General features: G+C 70.9%; 17 protein-coding genes. 7 read left to right on the forward strand and 10 right to left on the reverse strand.

Annotated elements, in window-relative coordinates:
* Positions 1–95 precede the first annotated feature (95 nt).
* Positions 96–1,295, forward strand: coding sequence for a serine hydrolase (locus ACZ3I3_RS22790; RefSeq protein ID WP_467367786.1), 1,200 nt, complete (start codon positions 96–98; stop codon positions 1,293–1,295).
* Here the strand turns inward: ACZ3I3_RS22790 and ACZ3I3_RS22795 are convergent.
* From ACZ3I3_RS22795 to ACZ3I3_RS22810, 4 genes are all read right to left on the reverse strand, one after another.
* Positions 1,283–2,872, reverse strand: coding sequence for a serine/threonine-protein kinase (locus ACZ3I3_RS22795; protein WP_467367788.1), 1,590 nt, complete (start codon positions 2,870–2,872; stop codon positions 1,283–1,285). The two genes, ACZ3I3_RS22790 and ACZ3I3_RS22795, sit on opposite strands and share 13 nt — an antisense overlap.
* Positions 2,869–3,672, reverse strand: a complete 804-nt coding sequence (locus ACZ3I3_RS22800) for a serine/threonine protein kinase (protein WP_467367790.1) — start codon at positions 3,670–3,672, stop codon at positions 2,869–2,871. The genes ACZ3I3_RS22795 and ACZ3I3_RS22800 overlap by 4 nt, the downstream gene beginning before the upstream one ends.
* A 100-nt stretch (positions 3,673–3,772) precedes the next feature.
* A complete protein-coding gene (locus tag ACZ3I3_RS22805) occupies positions 3,773–4,498 on the reverse strand; it encodes a class I SAM-dependent methyltransferase (protein WP_467367792.1) in 726 nt (241 codons plus the stop codon).
* Positions 4,499–4,563: 65 nt separating this feature from the next.
* Positions 4,564–5,586: an SCO2400 family protein gene (locus ACZ3I3_RS22810; RefSeq protein WP_467367794.1), complete on the reverse strand. Its 1,023-nt coding sequence runs from the start codon at positions 5,584–5,586 to the stop codon at positions 4,564–4,566.
* A gap of 369 nt (positions 5,587–5,955) precedes the next feature.
* Here ACZ3I3_RS22810 and ACZ3I3_RS22815 point away from each other — a divergent pair, with 369 nt between their 5' ends.
* Positions 5,956–6,405 carry a spore-associated protein gene (locus ACZ3I3_RS22815; RefSeq protein ID WP_467367795.1) on the forward strand — a complete coding sequence of 150 codons (450 nt, stop codon included), beginning with the start codon at positions 5,956–5,958 and terminating at the stop codon, positions 6,403–6,405.
* Positions 6,406–6,542: 137 nt separating this feature from the next.
* Here ACZ3I3_RS22815 and ACZ3I3_RS22820 read toward each other — a convergent pair whose 3' ends face one another.
* Positions 6,543–7,907, reverse strand: coding sequence for an APC family permease (locus ACZ3I3_RS22820; RefSeq protein ID WP_467367797.1), 1,365 nt, complete (start codon positions 7,905–7,907; stop codon positions 6,543–6,545).
* 163 nt (positions 7,908–8,070) lie between these two features.
* Here ACZ3I3_RS22820 and ACZ3I3_RS22825 point away from each other — a divergent pair, with 163 nt between their 5' ends.
* From ACZ3I3_RS22825 to ACZ3I3_RS22840, 4 genes are all read left to right on the forward strand, one after another.
* Positions 8,071–8,712: a CatB-related O-acetyltransferase gene (locus ACZ3I3_RS22825; RefSeq protein ID WP_467367799.1), complete on the forward strand. Its 642-nt coding sequence runs from the start codon at positions 8,071–8,073 to the stop codon at positions 8,710–8,712.
* A gap of 157 nt (positions 8,713–8,869) precedes the next feature.
* The gene (locus ACZ3I3_RS22830; RefSeq protein ID WP_467367801.1) at positions 8,870–9,997 is read left to right on the forward strand and encodes a terpene synthase family protein; all 1,128 of its coding nucleotides are present in this window, start codon (positions 8,870–8,872) and stop codon (positions 9,995–9,997) included.
* A 199-nt stretch (positions 9,998–10,196) separates the two neighbouring features.
* Positions 10,197–10,799, forward strand: a complete 603-nt coding sequence (locus tag ACZ3I3_RS22835) for a serine hydrolase domain-containing protein (RefSeq protein WP_467367802.1) — start codon at positions 10,197–10,199, stop codon at positions 10,797–10,799.
* Entirely contained in the window at positions 10,796–11,308 is a 513-nt protein-coding gene (locus ACZ3I3_RS22840; protein WP_467367804.1) for a hypothetical protein, read from the forward strand. Before ACZ3I3_RS22835 ends, ACZ3I3_RS22840 begins: the two co-directional genes overlap by 4 nt.
* 149 nt (positions 11,309–11,457) lie before the next feature.
* Here ACZ3I3_RS22840 and ACZ3I3_RS22845 read toward each other — a convergent pair whose 3' ends face one another.
* The 3 genes from ACZ3I3_RS22845 to ACZ3I3_RS22855 all read right to left on the reverse strand — a co-directional run bounded on the left by ACZ3I3_RS22845 (position 11,458) and on the right by ACZ3I3_RS22855 (position 13,313).
* The gene (locus ACZ3I3_RS22845) at positions 11,458–12,150 is read right to left on the reverse strand and encodes a class I SAM-dependent methyltransferase (protein WP_467367806.1); all 693 of its coding nucleotides are present in this window, start codon (positions 12,148–12,150) and stop codon (positions 11,458–11,460) included.
* Positions 12,147–12,356, reverse strand: coding sequence for a membrane protein insertion efficiency factor YidD (gene yidD / locus ACZ3I3_RS22850; RefSeq protein ID WP_467367808.1), 210 nt, complete (start codon positions 12,354–12,356; stop codon positions 12,147–12,149). The genes ACZ3I3_RS22845 and yidD overlap by 4 nt, the downstream gene beginning before the upstream one ends.
* 711 nt (positions 12,357–13,067) lie before the next feature.
* Positions 13,068–13,313 carry a DUF5132 domain-containing protein gene (locus ACZ3I3_RS22855; protein WP_467368028.1) on the reverse strand — a complete coding sequence of 82 codons (246 nt, stop codon included), beginning with the start codon at positions 13,311–13,313 and terminating at the stop codon, positions 13,068–13,070.
* Positions 13,314–13,562: 249 nt separating this feature from the next.
* Between ACZ3I3_RS22855 and ACZ3I3_RS22860 the strand changes: the two genes are divergently transcribed.
* Positions 13,563–13,745: a hypothetical protein gene (locus tag ACZ3I3_RS22860; protein WP_467367810.1), complete on the forward strand. Its 183-nt coding sequence runs from the start codon at positions 13,563–13,565 to the stop codon at positions 13,743–13,745.
* A 15-nt stretch (positions 13,746–13,760) separates the two neighbouring features.
* Here the strand turns inward: ACZ3I3_RS22860 and ACZ3I3_RS22865 are convergent, their stop codons facing one another.
* Together ACZ3I3_RS22865 and ACZ3I3_RS22870 are read right to left on the reverse strand one after the other, a co-directional pair.
* On the reverse strand, positions 13,761–15,047 hold the full coding sequence (locus ACZ3I3_RS22865; RefSeq protein ID WP_467367812.1) for an acyl-CoA dehydrogenase family protein: 1,287 nt from the start codon (positions 15,045–15,047) through the stop codon (positions 13,761–13,763).
* Positions 15,048–15,181: 134 nt separating this feature from the next.
* Complete coding sequence (locus ACZ3I3_RS22870) at positions 15,182–15,406, reverse strand: MbtH family protein (RefSeq protein ID WP_467367814.1); 225 nt, start codon at positions 15,404–15,406, stop codon at positions 15,182–15,184.
* Between the last annotated feature and the right edge of the window lie 5 nt (positions 15,407–15,411).

A 15,411-nucleotide genomic window follows, 5' to 3' on the forward strand; every position in this document is an offset into this window, starting at 1 on the left:
CCACTGGGCTGACCGTACGGACGGTCACCAGGCCGGCGACACCTGACATTTATCAGGGTCGACCCCCAGGTCGTCCCGTTTCGGAAAGGGCAACCATGCGTATGCTCCTGCGCGGCGCCGCCGCGCTCGCGACCCTCGTGACGGTCGCGTCGCTCGCGGGCGGTGCGGCCGCGGTCCCCCGGCCGGGGACGGCCGCCCCCTCGGCACAGGCCGCCCTGATCCCGGACGGCGTCACCGCCGGGATCGCCGTGTTCGACCGACGGACGGGCACGTTCACCGAACAGGTCGGCGAGAGCGCGCGGTTCCGGTCGGCCTCGGTCGTCAAACTGCTGCTGGCCCTGGACTTCCTGTGGGACCGCGGCCCCGATCACACGATTCCCGAGGCCGACCGGGCCTTGCTGGAGCCGATGCTGCGCAGCAGCGACGACGCTGCCGCGAACCACTACTGGTCGGAGTACGGCGGCCCGGCGATCATCGACCGGATGACGGCCCGGCTCGGTCTGCGCGACACCGCGCCGCCGCCCGCCGGGTACGAGGGCTACTGGGGCTACACCGCCCTGTCGGCCCGGGACACCGTCGCGGTCTACCGCCACCTCCTGGACGAGGCGCCCGCCCCCGTCCGCGACTTCGTCATGGACCACCTGCGCCGCTCCACACGCTGCGCCTCGGACCACTTCGACCAGCACTTCGGCATCGCGGGCTCGTTCGACCGGCCCTGGGCGGTGAAGCAGGGCTGGTCCGGGGAGTACGCGAAGGGGACGTGCGGCGCCTCGGAAACGGCGGCCGCTTCCGGGACGAAGGCCGCCGCTCCCGCCACCAGAGCCACCGCTCCCGCGACCAGGGGCGCCGCCGGTGTGGACCTCACCCGCCCGGCACTGCACACCACCGGCACGGTGGGCGCCGACGACCGCACGATCGTGGCCGTGCTGACGCTGCATCCGGCCGGCACGCCGTACGGGAAGGCGTACACCGACCTCGGCCGGCTGACCCGCTCGCTGAACGTGCCGGGCGGGGTACGGCCCGCGGGGACCTGGTTCGGCACCTGGGGCGAGTTCGTGAACGTCCGGAGGGGCCCGGCCACGGGCGACGCCCGGGTCACGCGGCTCCCGGCCGGGGTCGAGGTGCTGGTGGGCTGTCAGGTGCGGGGCCAGGTGGTCAGCGTGCCGCCCTACACCAACGAGTGGTGGGCCTATCTGCCCCAGTACGGCGGCTACGTCTCCAACATCTACATCAGCTCACCCGGCAACCGGCTGCCGGGCGTCCCGGAGTGCGGCTCAGGCGGTCAGCGCTCGTAGGCGGCGAGGTAGCCCAGCACCTTGTCGACGTGCGGGCGTACCCGTGCGGGGACGCCACCCTCCTCGATGACCGTGCGGTCGCTGGTGCGGTAGCCGGCCGCGACCAGCGCGGGCAGGTCCTTCTTCGGCAGTCCCTCCTGTTTGAAGCGCTGGTCGAGCCAGCACACGTACAGGCTCATGGTGGCGATCGCGTCCGGCGGCGACATGTGGTCCTTGTCGCCGTCCCCGTCACCGTCCACCGCCCAGGCCCGGAACACCGACGGCGTCCACATGGCGATGCCGTACTCCTCGCTCTCGGGGCGGGCGGCGTTCACGTCGAAGCCGCTCTCGGCCTTGAGCAGCGCGGCGAGGAGGGCGGGGGTGATCTCCTCGTCGGTGCAGCGGTGGGCGGCGCGAGCGATGACGGGGCGCAGCGCCCGGGGGACGTCGGAGTCCTCCGGGATCTCACCGGGGGCGGGGCTGTGCGTGCCGGCGACGGGGGCGGGGCTGTGCTTACCGGCGACGGGGGCGCCCCGGTCGCGGTCGTCGTCGTCCTGGGTGCCGCCGAACCCGCCGAGGAGTGCCGCCCCGGCGAGTGCGGCGGCGGTCAGCACGGCGAGCCCGGCCGCCACGGCCGGCACCAGGCGCCGCCGGCTGGGGTGCGGGCCGCGGGTGAGGTCCTCGACGCGGGCGGCGACGTCACGGGCCGTGTGCGGGAGACGGGTGGTGTGGTCCGGCGCCAGGCAGTCGGCGATCAGCCGCCGCAGGCCGTCATCGAGGCCGGCGCCGAGCCGCAGGGATGCGGTGCCGCGCGCGTAGGCCTGGGCGGCGAGGGAACGGGCCCGGGCCGTCGCGCCGGGGAAAGGGTGGAGCCCACCGGTGAGCACCTGGTGGGCGAGGACGCCGAAGGCCCAGATGTCGGCCGTGGGCCGGACGACGGCGCCCTGGGTGCCGGTGCGCTGGGACCACCACTCGGGCGGCAGGTGGTCCAGGGTGCCGAGCGGCGGCAGATGGGCGTGCGTGCCGTCGAGTTCGGCGGCCAGCCCGAAGTCCGCCAGCCACACCTGCCCGGCCGGGCCCAGCAGGACGTTGGCGGGCTTGAGGTCGCCGTGCACCCAGCCGGCGTCGTGCATGTGGGCGAGCCCGGCGGCGACTCCTCGCAGGACGCGGTCGGCGTCGTCGATCGGCCCGCCGGTGGCGGCGGCGTCCAGGACGTCCTTCAGGCTGGCCTCGGCACGGTCCATGACCAGTGCGAACGCGCCGTCCAGGGTGGGCAGTTCCGGTGCCTCGACGGTGCATACGGCGTGGGTCCGCACCAGGTGGGGGTGGTCGGCCTCGGCGCTGAACCGGACCTCCCGCTCGACGAGTTCACCGAGCGCGGCGCGCTGCCCGGGCCCGAGGGCGCCGGTCGGGAGCACCTTCACGGCCACGGGCGTGCCGTCGGCGACGGTGCGGGCCTCGTACACGGTCCCCCAGCCGCCGGAGCCGATGACCGCGCCCACCTCCCAGCCGTCGATCCGGAAGCCCTCCGGGAGCCGGGGCGGCCCGGGTATCTCCATGTCGTCCGCCATGTCGTCCGGGACGCCGGATCTCGTCATGCGCCTGCCTCCTGCGGCGTGAGGCGGCCGGCTCCGCGGGACGGCAGCAGGCCGAGGTGTTCCTCGCGCACCAGGCCGAAGCGCAGGGCGACGGAGGCGAGCCGGGAGCGCTTGGCTCCGGTGCGGCCGCCGTCGGCTCCGGTCGCGGTCTCCTCGCCGAGGTCCAGGCGCAGTTTGGCGAAGGCCAGATAGTCGATGTGGTAGTTGACCGCGGAGCGGGTCAGGTCCCGGCAGGACTCCAGCGGCCGCAGCCGCTCCACGATCTGCCCGACCCCGGGCAGCGCCGAGTCGGAAGGGTCGCGCAGCCGGGGTTCGCACAGGGCGACGAGCACGAGGAAGTACTTCGACGTCGGGTCCAGGGCGAAGGGGTGGACGGTCAGTTCCCCGCTACCCGGCGCGGCCTGCTCGCCGAGGTAGGCGTGCTGCGGTGCGAACACCTTGAAGGCCGCGGTGCCGGACAGGGCGGGGAGCACCACGCGCGAGAACTCGAACGGCACGGGCGCGCCGAGCCGCCCGGGGGCGACGGTCAGGTACTCGCCGGCTCCCTCCAGGTTCTCCACGACGTACGACACGCTGCGGCTGAAGTTGGACAGCCGCCAGTAGTCGCCGGCCGCCTCCAACTGCCCGGCGCGGCGCGAGATCCCGGGGTCGGTCAGCCTGATGCGCACCCCCGCCCCGCCGGGCGTGCCGCGGCCGAAGTCGGCGAGGTCCCCGGGCCCGAGATGGATCAGGTCGGGCCTGCCCGGCTCGTCCCCGCCGTACTGGGCGGGCCCGGGCAACTGCACGATGATGGTTTCCACGCGGACTCCCCCGCTGCTGACGCCCCCGATTTGGTCGCCAGGATTGTACGGGCGGACTCCACTGACGCGGAGGCGGCGGGGCCCCGCGTCAGCCGGCTGTTTACGGACGCCGTGCGATGAACACGAACTCCCGGCCCGGCCGGTCGGGCGCGTCGCGCACGTCCTCCACGGCATAGCCCTGGGCGACGAGTTCCGCCTCGACCTCGTCCCGCTCACGGAAGCGCAGTGTCGACTCCGACGTCAGCACCTGCCCGTCCGCGGCGAACACATAGGTCTGGCGGAACGTCACCAGCGGCCCGCGCACATCGAGCAGATCGACCCAGTACTCGACGTCGCCCACACCGGGGACGTCCGTCACGGTGTACGTCGCCTCACGGTTCCATTCCTTCCAGGCACGGCGGACCGGCACCCGCATCTCGAACACGAAACGGCCGCCGGGCCGCAGGGCCGCACGGGCCCCCCGCAGGGTCCTTCGCCAGTCCTCGGGATCGACGACCGCCTGGGCGGCGTTGCCCGTCATCGTGGCGAGGTCGGCGGTCAGGGACGGGAGGGTCGTCGCATCACCGTGGATCCACCGCACCCGCTCGCCGCCCGGCTTGCCGCGGGCCGCGTCCAGGGACGCGCCGGCGGGATCGACACCGACGACGTCGACGCCGCGTTCCGCCAGCAGCAGCGCGAACACGCCCGTGCCACAGCCGATGTCGAGCACCCGGCGCGCCCCGAACTCCTCCGCCATGCGCAGGTACGGTTCGAGATCGGCGCGGTCGGGGTCGAGCGGGTCGTAGACCGCGGCGAGCCGCGGATGCCGGAAGCACTCGTCTGCCATGCGTCCGACGCTAGGGCGTGTCCGCGGTGGAGCCACCGGTTTTTCGGCGACCGCCTTCGCGCGGCTCAGCCCAGGCAGATGACGAGCAGGCAGAGTTCCTTGGAGTCGGAGCCGGAGCCGGAGTTCGAGGGCGGTGTCGCGGCCGGGGTGGGGCTCGCCGTGGTCGGGGTCGTGTCGGGGGACGTGGCCTGCTGCGAGTCCTTGCCGGTACCGGCCGCGGGCGGGGTCGTCTGCTGCTCGGTCACCGTCGACGTGGACTTGCCGGCGCCGCCGGTGGCGGAGTCGACGGTGTCCGGGACGCTGGTCCTCGGCTTCGTCGTCTTCGGCAGCTCACGGGGGGCTGCGGCCGCGTCCGTCCGCGGGTCCGCCGGTGTGCTGCGAGGAGTGGTGGCCCGGGGCTTCTCGCGCTGCGAGGTGCGGCCGGCGTGCGGCGGAGTGGTGGGCGTGGGCGCGGACCGCGCGGTGTCGCTCCGGCTGGACGTCGGTTCGGTGTACTCCGGCGCCTGACCGTCGGCGCCGCCCATGGTCCTGTCCCCGGGCGCCGTGGCCGACGGCACGCCGTTCGTCGAGTCACCCTTCATGGCGGCGACGGTGAGGCCGCCTCCGACGAGCGCGACGGCGGTCGCCACCACGGCCCGGCGCTGGTTCTTCTTCCAGCGGGCCATCTGACGACGCCGCGCCGCGCGCCCCTGCTGCGGGGCCGGGTGGCCGTCGGTTCCGGGCGTGGCCTCCGGGGCGTCGTGTCCGTCGGACGGGTCCGTGGCCGTGGCCTCATGGCGGCCGGACGAGCCGTATCCCAGGGGCTCGTGGCCGTCGGACGGGTTGGCGCCGAGGCTCTCGGGGCGGCCGCCGGAGGATCCGGTGTGCGCGAGGGGCAACTCCCGCGTGCCGGCGCGGTTCGTGTCCCACACGCTGCCGTCGTCCCACACGTTCTCGGCGCGCCACGCGCCGGAGGCGGCCGGGTACTCCCATGCGGCCGGGCCGGTACGGCCGTCGGCGGCGGGGTCGATGTCCGGGGCGTAGGCGCCGCACCCCGGGCAGACCAAGGCGCCGTTGAGGTGCCGACGGCACGAGGAGCAGTAGTCCATGTGTGGTCTTCCCGATCTGGCTGTGTCGGCGGCCCGCCGGCCGCGACCTGGTCACGTTCGCACGTGGGATCGAGCCGTAACGCTAACGAGACTTTGGAAGGGGGATGTGCAGCATGTGTGACACCCCTGAGCAGATCCTCGGGATCTCGCGTGCGCTGTAAGCGACTCGTGACTAAACGCGGCGGAGCGTGGGCATCCTCGGGCCCCTGCCGCCCGACGCCACCCGGTCCCGGCCCGCCGAGCGGGATTCTCGCGCGCTCGCGCTTCCCAACTCGCCTGATTTTCCCGTGAACTGACGCACAACCCTTTGAGCGTCCGGCGAGTCACATCATGCAGGAGCAACCACTCGAAGAGTTGCAAGGGGGAAATATGCGATTCACCCGTTCCGTCCTGGCCGCATCGGCTTTGGCGGCGCTGACCGTGGGGACCACGACCGCCCTGGCGTCACCCGCCTCCGCCGCGCCCAACACCACTCCGCAGAAGGTCTGCGGCAGCGCCTACAAGACCGTGAACTCGGCGGCCGTCGGCTCCCTGGGCACGGTCTACCTGACGTACAACGCCACCAACGGGAAGAACTGCGTCACGACCATCCGCAACAACCCGGGCACCGCCGTGGACATGTCCGCATGGGTCTACGTCCCCGACACCGAGACGGGGGACGCGGACGAGGGGCGGTACACGTCCTACGCCGGACCGACCTACGTCTACGGCAAGGGGCACTGCGTCGACTGGGGCGGCAGCATCAACAACGTGTACGTGGCGGTCTACGGCTCCAACTGCGGCGCCAAGAAGGAACACCGGGTCACGTTCACCCGCTGACCGGGGCCTGACCATCCCGGTCCGTTGAGCCACCGCGAAACACCCCCAGCCGGGCCATCACGCTCCCGCCGCCGTCGCGCGGGAGCCGTGGTGGCCCGGTGCCGTTTCACGGGACACGGCCGAGCGGTCGAGGCCCTTCACGCCTCGCCGCGTACCTTCAGCACCACCTTGTTGAGCACCCACAGCCCGATGCCGATGGCCACCAGCACGCCCGCCCGGATGTAGACCTCCGCGGGCCGGTCGGACAGCGGGCTGGCCAGGATCAGGGCGGTGATCGCGCCGAGCACCGGCAGGGCGGTCGGCGTACGGAAGTGCTGGTGCTCGACGCGGTCCCGGCGCAGGACGAGGACGGCGATGTTGACGACGGCGAAGACGCACAGCAGCAGGAAGGCCGTGGTGTCGCCGAGGCCCTCGATCTCCCCGGTGGAGACCAGGCCGATGGCGAGGAGCGACACGAAGACGATGCCGACGACCGGGGTGCGGCGCCGGGGCAGTACGCGGCCCAGGGCACGCGGCAGGATGCGCTCGTTCGCCATGCCGTAGCAGAGGCGGGACGCCATCATGATGTTGATCAGTGCCGAGTTGGTGACCGCGAACAGCGCGATCAGGGCGAAGAGTTTGGGCGGGAAGTCGATCCCGCCGGCCTTGACGACCTCCAGCAACGGGCCGCTGGAGCCCTCCAGTACGCGGTAGTCGACGAGCAGCGAGGAGACCAGGGCGACCAGGACGTAGATGGTGCCGGTGACGGCGACGCCGATGAAGATGGCGCGCGGGAACGTCCGCACCGGATCCTTGGTCTCCTCGGCCATGTTGACGGAGTCCTCGAAGCCCACGAAGGCGAAGAAGCCGAGGGCCGTCGCCCCCAGCACGCTGGTGAGCAGCGCGTAACCGCTGCCCTCGGCCTGGAACTCACCGAGCCGGGAGGGTTCGCCGTCACCGGTCAGGACGGCCCATGCGCCGATCGTCAGGATGACGACCAGACCGGTCAGTTCGACCACGGTGAGGACCACGTTGGTCTTCACGGACTCCGACACGCCCCGCAGGTTCAGGGCCGCCAGGGCGAGGATGAACAGGATCGCGACGAGGGTGGGCGGGAGAACGTCCGTGAACTCGGACAGGTAGTCGCCGCTGAACGCGCGGGCCGCCGCGCTCGCCGAGGACAGGCCCGAGCACATGACCATGAAGGCGACGATGAACGTCAGGAAGGGGACCTGGAACGCCTTTTGGGTGTAGAGCGCGGCTCCGGCGGCCTTCGGGTACTTGCCGACGAGTTCGACGTACGAGGCTGCTGTCAGGATCGCGACGACGAACCCGATGACGAACGGCAGCCACAGCGCACCGCCGACCTTGCCGGCGACCTGACCGGTGGTGGCGTAGATGCCGGTGCCGAGGATGTCGCCGATGACGAACAGGATCAGGAGGCGGGGGCCTATGGCACGCCGCAGCGGGGTGTCGTCCCCTCTGTCCGGCGCGGCGGCTGTATCCCTGTCGGTTGTGGACACGAAAGCTCCTTGAGGCGTTCGATGGACACGGACCGGAACACCGTCTCCCTGCCCGGAAGGCCGGGAGTGAATCCCTCGGTGTCCTTCACTCGCCCCGCGCGCCCCGTCCCCCGGGGGATCATGGACCGGACACGCACCCCCTACCGATGAGGTCCCCTCCCCCATGCCCGTGCCCGCCGACCCGACGGTCCTCCATCCGATGCCCGAGCAGCCCCGGGTGGTGCTGCTCAAGCCGCTTGTGAAGTCCCCGCTGATCGAGGTCGGGGAGTACTCCTACTACGACGATCCGGACGACCCGACTGCGTTCGAGACGCGCAACGTGCTCTACCACTACGGGCCGGAGAAGCTGGTCATCGGCAGGTTCTGCGCGCTGGGCACCGGAGTGCGGTTCATCATGAACGGCGCCAACCACCGTATGGACGGCCCCTCGACCTTCCCCTTCCCCACCATGGGCGGCTCCTGGGCCGAACACTTCGACCTGCTCACCGGCCTGCCCAACCGGGGGGACACCGTCGTCGGCCACGACGTCTGGTTCGGTCACGGCACGACGGTCATGCCCGGCGTGCGGATCGGGCACGGGGCGATCATCGCCTCCGGCGCCGTGGTCACCGGCGACGTGCCGGACTACGGCATCGTCGGCGGCAACCCGGCCCGCCTCATCCGCACTCGCTACAGCGACGAGGACGTCGCCCGGCTGCTGGCGGTGGCCTGGTGGGACTGGCCGGCGGAGCACATCACCGAGCACGTACGGACGATCATGTCGGGCAGCATCGCCGACCTGGAGGCCGCCCGGCCCCCTGCCTGACGCGCCTTGGCGCGCCCGGAGTGCTTCGTTCAGTCGGATTGCACCCCTGTGTCTGGCTTGTGGCCGGACGGGCCGACGTGTCACATGGGACCGGCGACTCGGGGTCCCCCGCCCGCCTGATGGGCAACCGCCACCACGGACGCACGGAGAGGCACGCATGGCCCAGGCACAGCAGCTCACACTCGCCCAGACGTTGGAAAGCCTCGCCGTGAAGGAGGTGGAGCTGTTCTGCCCCGTCGCCCGGGTGGTGCCGAAGACGGACGGGAAGGAGCTGGATCGTCACGCCACCGAGTGGGCGGTCCGGCAAGGCCTGTGCGCTCCGGACTCACTGCTCACCCGGGCGGGCCTCGGGGAACTCGTCACGGCCGGCATGCCCTTCTTCGGCCGTGACGCGGCCGTCGCCCTGACGTGCTACACCTACTGGGCCTTCCGGTGGGACGACCACCTCGACAGTCTCGTCGACACCCCTGACGCGGCCATCACTCTGACCGGTGAGGTGAACCGGGTGATGACCGAACCGGTTGCCGCCCCGCCGGTCGACGACAGGTTCGTGACGAGCCTGCGCGACATCCGCCGCATGATGGAGGAGTGCCTCGCCCCGGACGGGATGCAGGCGATGCGTGCCGAGCACACGCAATGGCTGGGCGGACAACTCTGGAAGCTGGCCCTGCACCGGAGGGCGACGCCGCCGACCGTGGGAGAGTGGCTGCGGATGCGCTGGCAGAAGGCGGGCACCGGCGTCCTGGCCGCTCTGGTGCCGCCGGGCGGCGGCTACACGCTGTCTCCATCCGATCAGTACGACCCGCTGGTGCGCGCGTTCACGCAGTCGGTCTTCTATCCCTGCACCCTCATCAACGAGTTGGGCAGTCTGCTGAAGGAACAGGCGGACGGCCAGGGGCACGTCAACCTGGTCTCCGCGGTGGCGGCCGAGCACGGCGTCTCTCTCGCCGAGGCGTTGCTCAAGGTGTGGGAGCTGTACGAAAGGTTCGTCGGGCTCATGTCGCGGATGCAGGAGCGGCTTCTGCACGACAGCCGTTCCTCGGTCGCCCGCTATGCCGCCGAGTTGCCGCAGTGGCTGCCCGCCACCGTCGACTGGATGTCCCGCAGCGTCCGCTACCTCACGCTCCTCGACCAGAACAGCCGCGGTGAACAGAACCGCCGCGGCGAACCCGCGCTGCTTCCTCCCGCGCTGTCGATGACGAGCAGTCCCCGGCTCTGGGACCCGGCCGACCTCACGCCGCCGCCGTATCCGGACATCGCCTGGCTGTGGACCCGGCTCGACTGACCAGGCCTGCCTGGTGTGAGTCAGAGCCCTGAACGGCTCCATGCACCAGCTGCGGGGTGAGGTGGCCCTGCTCGACCTAGGGCAGGTGACAGGGGGTTAACCCCACCACCGATCCGGTTGATTGTCCCATCGCTCCGGTGCAGCCGGTGCGGGCATCGTGGAAATGACACCGTAAGCCTGGACGATCAAGGGAAACCGCATGCTCAAGCACAAGCGCGCGCTGGGTGGCACACTCACACTGGTCGTGGCGATGGGAGTCGTGGGGGGCGTGCTGCCGGCCACCGCCACCGCTGCCACCGCCGCGGAATCCACCGTCGGGGAGTCCGCGCGCCACGCCGACGACGCGCGGCTGCGCGCCGTGCTGCACCGGCTGACCACGGTCGATGGCGTGCCCGGAGCGCTCGCCGAGGTGTGGGACCGGCACCGCAGCACGGTGCTGACCAGTGGTGTCGCGGACGTCGAGAGCCGCGCGCCGGTGCACCGCGACAGCAGGTTCCGGATCGGCAGCATGACCAAGACGTTCACCGCGACGATGATGCTGCAGCTGGTCGGAGAGCGGCGCGTCGACCTCGACGCGCCAGTCGAGCGTTACCTGCCCGGCGTCGTGCGCGGCCACGGCAACGACGGGCGCAAGATCACTGTCCGGCAGATGCTCCAGCACACCAGCGGGCTGCCCGACTTCCTCGCCTACCTCAAGCCGCAGGATGTCCTCCAGGACCCGATGGCCCACCACGACCCCCGTGATCTGGTGAAGCTACCGACTGGAAGTACTCCAACACCGGCTACCTGCTGGCCGGGATGATCATCGAGAAGGTGACCGGCTGCTCGTACGGCGAGGAGCTGCAGCGGCGCATCGTCGAGCCGTTGCAGAGGCCGTACGCGCGGCCGTCGGAGCTGCCGGTCGGGCGGGTCGTCATCATCTCCTTGAGCTGGGCCGGGGGCAGCAGCTTGCCGCGCAGCAGCGCGCCCAGGAACCGGTTGACGTCGGTGCCGCTGGAGATGATCCCGCCGGCCGTGCCGCCGACCGTGGGGTTGATCGCGGTGATGTCCAGGAGCGGCGCGTCCGGGCCCGGCTGCACATATCCGCGCGCGTGCGGTCCGGGGATCGCCGGGTCGTCACCCGGGAAGGACGTCCCCCGCAGCTACCCTCGACGGCAGGCGGGCCACGGTCATGGTGAACCTCGGCCCGGGCAGCTCGGACGCCCAAAGCGACGACATCCAGGCCGCCATCGAAACGGCGCTCTCCTAGCGCCCTCATGGGTGACCGGATTGGTCTTGGGCCGCGCGCCCGGTAGGTTACGGCCTCGCTGACGTCGATCACGGCCGGGCAGCCTCGACGAACCTCGACCAGCACAAGATCGACGCTGACTGACGATCTTCACCGCAGACACCGCCGCTGACCGGCACAAGTGGGCACCAGATGACCGATTGGGAGTCCGCACTCGGCCGTGTCGCCTGCGTCACTTCGGGAGGTGGGCGCTCACCAACAGGGCGTCGGCGGTGCGAGGGCCCTCACCGGTGGCGGGCAGCACATCGACATCGATCTGGGTGAACCCCGCCGCATCGAGCGCCTTGGTCCACACGTGCTCCTGGAGTACCCAGCGGCGCATCGTGGCTGCCTCGCCATCCGGCGTCTTCGCCGGGATATCGGCGGGCACCACATCGGGCTGGGCCCTCTTCCCGGACAGGTAGTGGGCGAGGGTGGAGAACACCAATCCCCCGCCGGGCCGCAGCGCGGCGGCCGCCGCGGGCAGCAACTCGCCCGGGTCGGTGAAGTCGACGGCCCCGAAGACGCTGTAGAGCACGTCGTACGTGGCGGCCATGGCGTGCAGGTGGTTCACGACGTCGGAGCGCACGATGCGCAGGCGTGGGGCGAGGTGCCCGTACAGGTCGGTCGCCATGGCGTGCTGGGCGGGTGAGGCGTCCACCGCGATGACCTGGGCGGGATGGTGACGAGTGGCCAGGTACGCGGCGTGCCGGGCCGCTCCGGCGCCGAGGTCGCCCACGCACTTGTCCGTCAGGTCGCCCAGGATTTCCGGTCCGGGCCCGGCGTCCTGGCCCCAGTTCCAGTAGAACGCGGCGGGCACCTCGCGGTCGGTGCCCGCGCGGGTGCGGCCGAAGTGGTGCCAGAGGTCAGCGGTATGAGGCTTCATTTCGGTACCGGGTCATGGAAGCCGCGTCGCCGGGCCGCCCGTGGACGGCAGCGCAGCAACCGGGTCAGGATCAGTCGCCCCCCATGAAGTGCCCCGTGCCGGTGCAAAGCTTGTACGGCATATGTGGAGCACGTCGGGGTGTACGCGCAGCACGCTCGCCGGGTAGGACTGATCGCGACGCGGTAGTGGCGAACCGCCGTGTACATCGCGGAGGCTGCACGGCCCGCCGGCCGCGGGGCTGCGCAGTCTTCGCCTGATCCGGCGATCGCAGTGGGGCGGAAGACAGCGAGAAACAGGACCGTCAGCCACGCGGCAGGACAGCATCGGCTGCACCCGATGTAGGTGTCGAGTGCTCCCAGGCAGCAGCCCTCTTGGTCGTCGCTGCGCTTCCTCTGGTGTCCGGACCCGTCAGCCCGCGGTGACTTCGACACGACATTCCCTCCCGGTCAGGCGGATCATATGCGTCCGGAGGAGAGGGGGATCTGAGGGGGTGGCTGACGGAAGACGGGGGTTGAGGCCGGGGTTGAGGGGTTGCACCTCAGTCAGCATGAGAACGCTGGGGTGAATGGCAGCACGAAGTTCAATCAGGCCGCCGAGGGCTGCGTGGAGTCGGCCAAAGCCGTCCTACGCCTCATGCGCTAGGACCAGACGGGCTTGGGTCTCCAGCGCGCAGATTGGCCAGTTGCCGCGTGTCCGCCCGTAAGAGGATGAGCCGGCCGGCAGCAGGGCAAGGGATGGTTGCGAGCAGTCGGGCTCCGGGGGAAGGCGTTCCTGCCCCGCGGCGCATGTGGTGGCCGACGGTGCGCTCGTCGATCCCCATGGACCAGGCGACCTTCACAGTGGGATAGCCCAGCAGATAGCGCAGGACGATCACTTAGTTGCCTTCGGCATGTTCAATGCCCGATCACTCGCCTTTGTCACGCGTTCGCGGTGCTGCTCGGGCGGGCCTTTTTCGTGGTCTGTCGCGGCACATCCGAGCCTTCCTGGAGGTCGGCGGCGAATGCCTCTGCCGTCGCCTCGGCGGCAATGTCGCTCAGGTCTTCGTTGATCTCGTGGGCGACTCGCCTGGCGTCCATCGCCAGCTTCACGGAGGACTTCACGGTTCCCCGGACGACCGGCCTGATCAGCTTCTTCAGGAGAGGCGCCGACGCTGCCCCGACCAAGAAAACGGGAATGACAGGAAGCATAGTCAGTACAGCCCTTCTCGCAGTATGCCGGAATTACCGGGCAGTGTTCTGGAAATCTGAGCTTAGCCCCCGAGAAACTCTCTCACCAGGGCCTCTCACGACATTCACCCGTTCGTGTGCACACTGGTCGGCGTTGATCTTTTCCGCCTTCCTGTGACCTACCGTGCGAGACAGGCACGCTGTAATTATCCGCCTCCGTGTGAGGAAACTGAGCCGGGAGTGAATGTGGAAAACACAGCAACCGATGAGGAAGTGCTGTATTCCGCTGAAGTACGCCATGTGAACGGGAAATGCACCCTCACCATCAGCGATCACCGGCACGGCGGTGTGGAAGTTTACGTGGTGCCGAAAACGGCCGTGCAAAAACTCCCCTTCTATCTCGCGATGCTCAGGAACAAGCTTTCCTGAAATCCGCGAAAGGCGTCATGCCTGCCGCTGGGCCACCAGGGGCACGGCCGGCCGGGAGTCCATGAGCAGGGAGTGGGCCAGGACGCCGTAGAGGGTGTCGTTGGGGCCGTCGGCGATGCGCAGGCCGCGGATGTCGCGCAGGCGCTTCTCCATGGGGGTGCGGCGGGTGTAGCCCTCGCTGCCGTGCAGCTGGAGTCCGATGTCGACGGCTCGGTAGGACACGTCCGTGGCGAGGGCCTTGGCGGCGGAGCAGGCCGCGACGTCGACATCGTCTCCGTCCTGCTCCATCCGCTCCAGCAGGGAGAAGCACCACGCCGTGGCCGCCTCGACCTCGGCCGCGGCCGTGCCGAGCCGGGACACGACGGACGGGATGTTCGCGAGGGAGATGCGGCCGACGCTGCGCCGGCGGGCCCGGGCCATCGTCTCCTCGATCGCCGCGGTCGCCGCGCCCAGGCAGACCAGCGCCATCATCAGACGCCAGCCGGAGAAGTGGCTGTCGAAGATCCGGCGGCCGTCGCCGGGCCTGCCGAGCAGGAATTCCTTGCCGACGCGTACGTTGTCGAAGTGCAGATGGCCCAGGCTCCAGCCGCGCAGCCCGAGGGGCACGGTGGTCTCGGTCAGGACGCCTGTGGTCGCCGTCGGCAACCAGAGCGCCGACAGCGGGACTTCGCGCAGCCACGCCCCGTCGGTGTCCTGCCCGGCGGTCTGTTCGGGCCCGACCACCTTGCAGAAGACGACGAACCCGGTGGCCTCCTCCACACGGCTGACCAGGCCCTTGGTGCCGGAGAGCAGCAGGTGGTCGCCGTGGTCCACCGCCACGGTGCGCAAGCCGCGCAGGTCGGACCCGGAGTGGGGTTCGCTCGACGCCACGCCGGCCAGTTCTCCGCAGCCCACGACCCGGTCGTGGACCGTGCGGACGACGAGGGGTCTGCCGTATCGCACGGCCATGGCGCCGTGTCCCGAGCTGAAGATCTCCCGCGCGTCGCAGTCCCGGCGGCCGGCGAGGAACATGGCCAGTCCCTGGGCCACTCGTCCGAGGTGCGGGGGGACGATCCCGAGCGCGTCCTTCGCGTCCCCCGCGCCACCGCGCGCGTGCGTCGGCCCGGCCTCGGCGCGCGGCAGGTCGAACCCCGTCAGCCCGGCCTGGGCGGCCCGTTTGCGCAGATCGAGCCACGGCGGCCGGACCGCCTCCTCGGTGAGCGGCTGGGGCAGGTGCATGTCGAGGAAGCCGGTGAGGTGGGAGACGAAGTCCTTCAGGGCGGGATGGCGGGCGAGAACGGCGCAGGATTCCGAGAGAAACACGTGCGGTGTCCTAACGGCTCGTGGGATGAGGGTGGTTCACCGGGTGGGTCCGGGGCGGCTCCCCGGTCAGGTACAGCGGGGACGCGAAGGCGGTGCCGTCCGCGGGGACGCGGACGGGTGTCGCCCGGTTGGTCTCACTCTCCGTCGTCCGTCGCTTCGGCGAGGCTGCGCGGCCGCATGTCGGTCCACACCCGGTCGACGTGGTCGAGGCACGCCTGCCGGGTGTCCTCCGGGTGCGCGACGCTCCAGCCGTCAGGTACGTCGGCGAAGGCCGGCCACAGCGAGTGCTGGCCCTCGTCGTTGACGAGCACCAGGAAACGGGCGTCTTCGTCCTCGAACGGGTTGGTCGCATGCGTCATGTCGG

Source organism: Streptomyces sp. NPDC016851 (assembly GCF_055562795.1).

Bases quoted from the DNA above. Each gene is read 5' to 3' on its own strand.
- ACZ3I3_RS22840 (WP_467367804.1), top strand. From the start codon at position 10,796: ATGATCATCGAGAAGGTGACCGGCTGCTCGTACGGCGAGGAGCTGCAG.
- yidD (WP_467367808.1), bottom strand. From the start codon at position 12,356: ATGTACACGGCGGTTCGCCACTACCGCGTCGCGATCAGTCCTACCCGG.
- ACZ3I3_RS22830 (WP_467367801.1), top strand. From the start codon at position 8,870: ATGGCCCAGGCACAGCAGCTCACACTCGCCCAGACGTTGGAAAGCCTC.
- ACZ3I3_RS22815 (WP_467367795.1), top strand. From the start codon at position 5,956: ATGCGATTCACCCGTTCCGTCCTGGCCGCATCGGCTTTGGCGGCGCTG.
- ACZ3I3_RS22805 (WP_467367792.1), bottom strand. From the start codon at position 4,498: ATGGCAGACGAGTGCTTCCGGCATCCGCGGCTCGCCGCGGTCTACGAC.
- ACZ3I3_RS22810 (WP_467367794.1), bottom strand. From the start codon at position 5,586: ATGGACTACTGCTCCTCGTGCCGTCGGCACCTCAACGGCGCCTTGGTC.
- ACZ3I3_RS22790 (WP_467367786.1), top strand. From the start codon at position 96: ATGCGTATGCTCCTGCGCGGCGCCGCCGCGCTCGCGACCCTCGTGACG.
- ACZ3I3_RS22870 (WP_467367814.1), bottom strand. From the start codon at position 15,406: ATGACGCATGCGACCAACCCGTTCGAGGACGAAGACGCCCGTTTCCTG.
- ACZ3I3_RS22825 (WP_467367799.1), top strand. From the start codon at position 8,071: ATGCCCGTGCCCGCCGACCCGACGGTCCTCCATCCGATGCCCGAGCAG.
- ACZ3I3_RS22835 (WP_467367802.1), top strand. From the start codon at position 10,197: ATGCTCAAGCACAAGCGCGCGCTGGGTGGCACACTCACACTGGTCGTG.
- ACZ3I3_RS22795 (WP_467367788.1), bottom strand. From the start codon at position 2,872: ATGACGAGATCCGGCGTCCCGGACGACATGGCGGACGACATGGAGATA.
- ACZ3I3_RS22845 (WP_467367806.1), bottom strand. From the start codon at position 12,150: ATGAAGCCTCATACCGCTGACCTCTGGCACCACTTCGGCCGCACCCGC.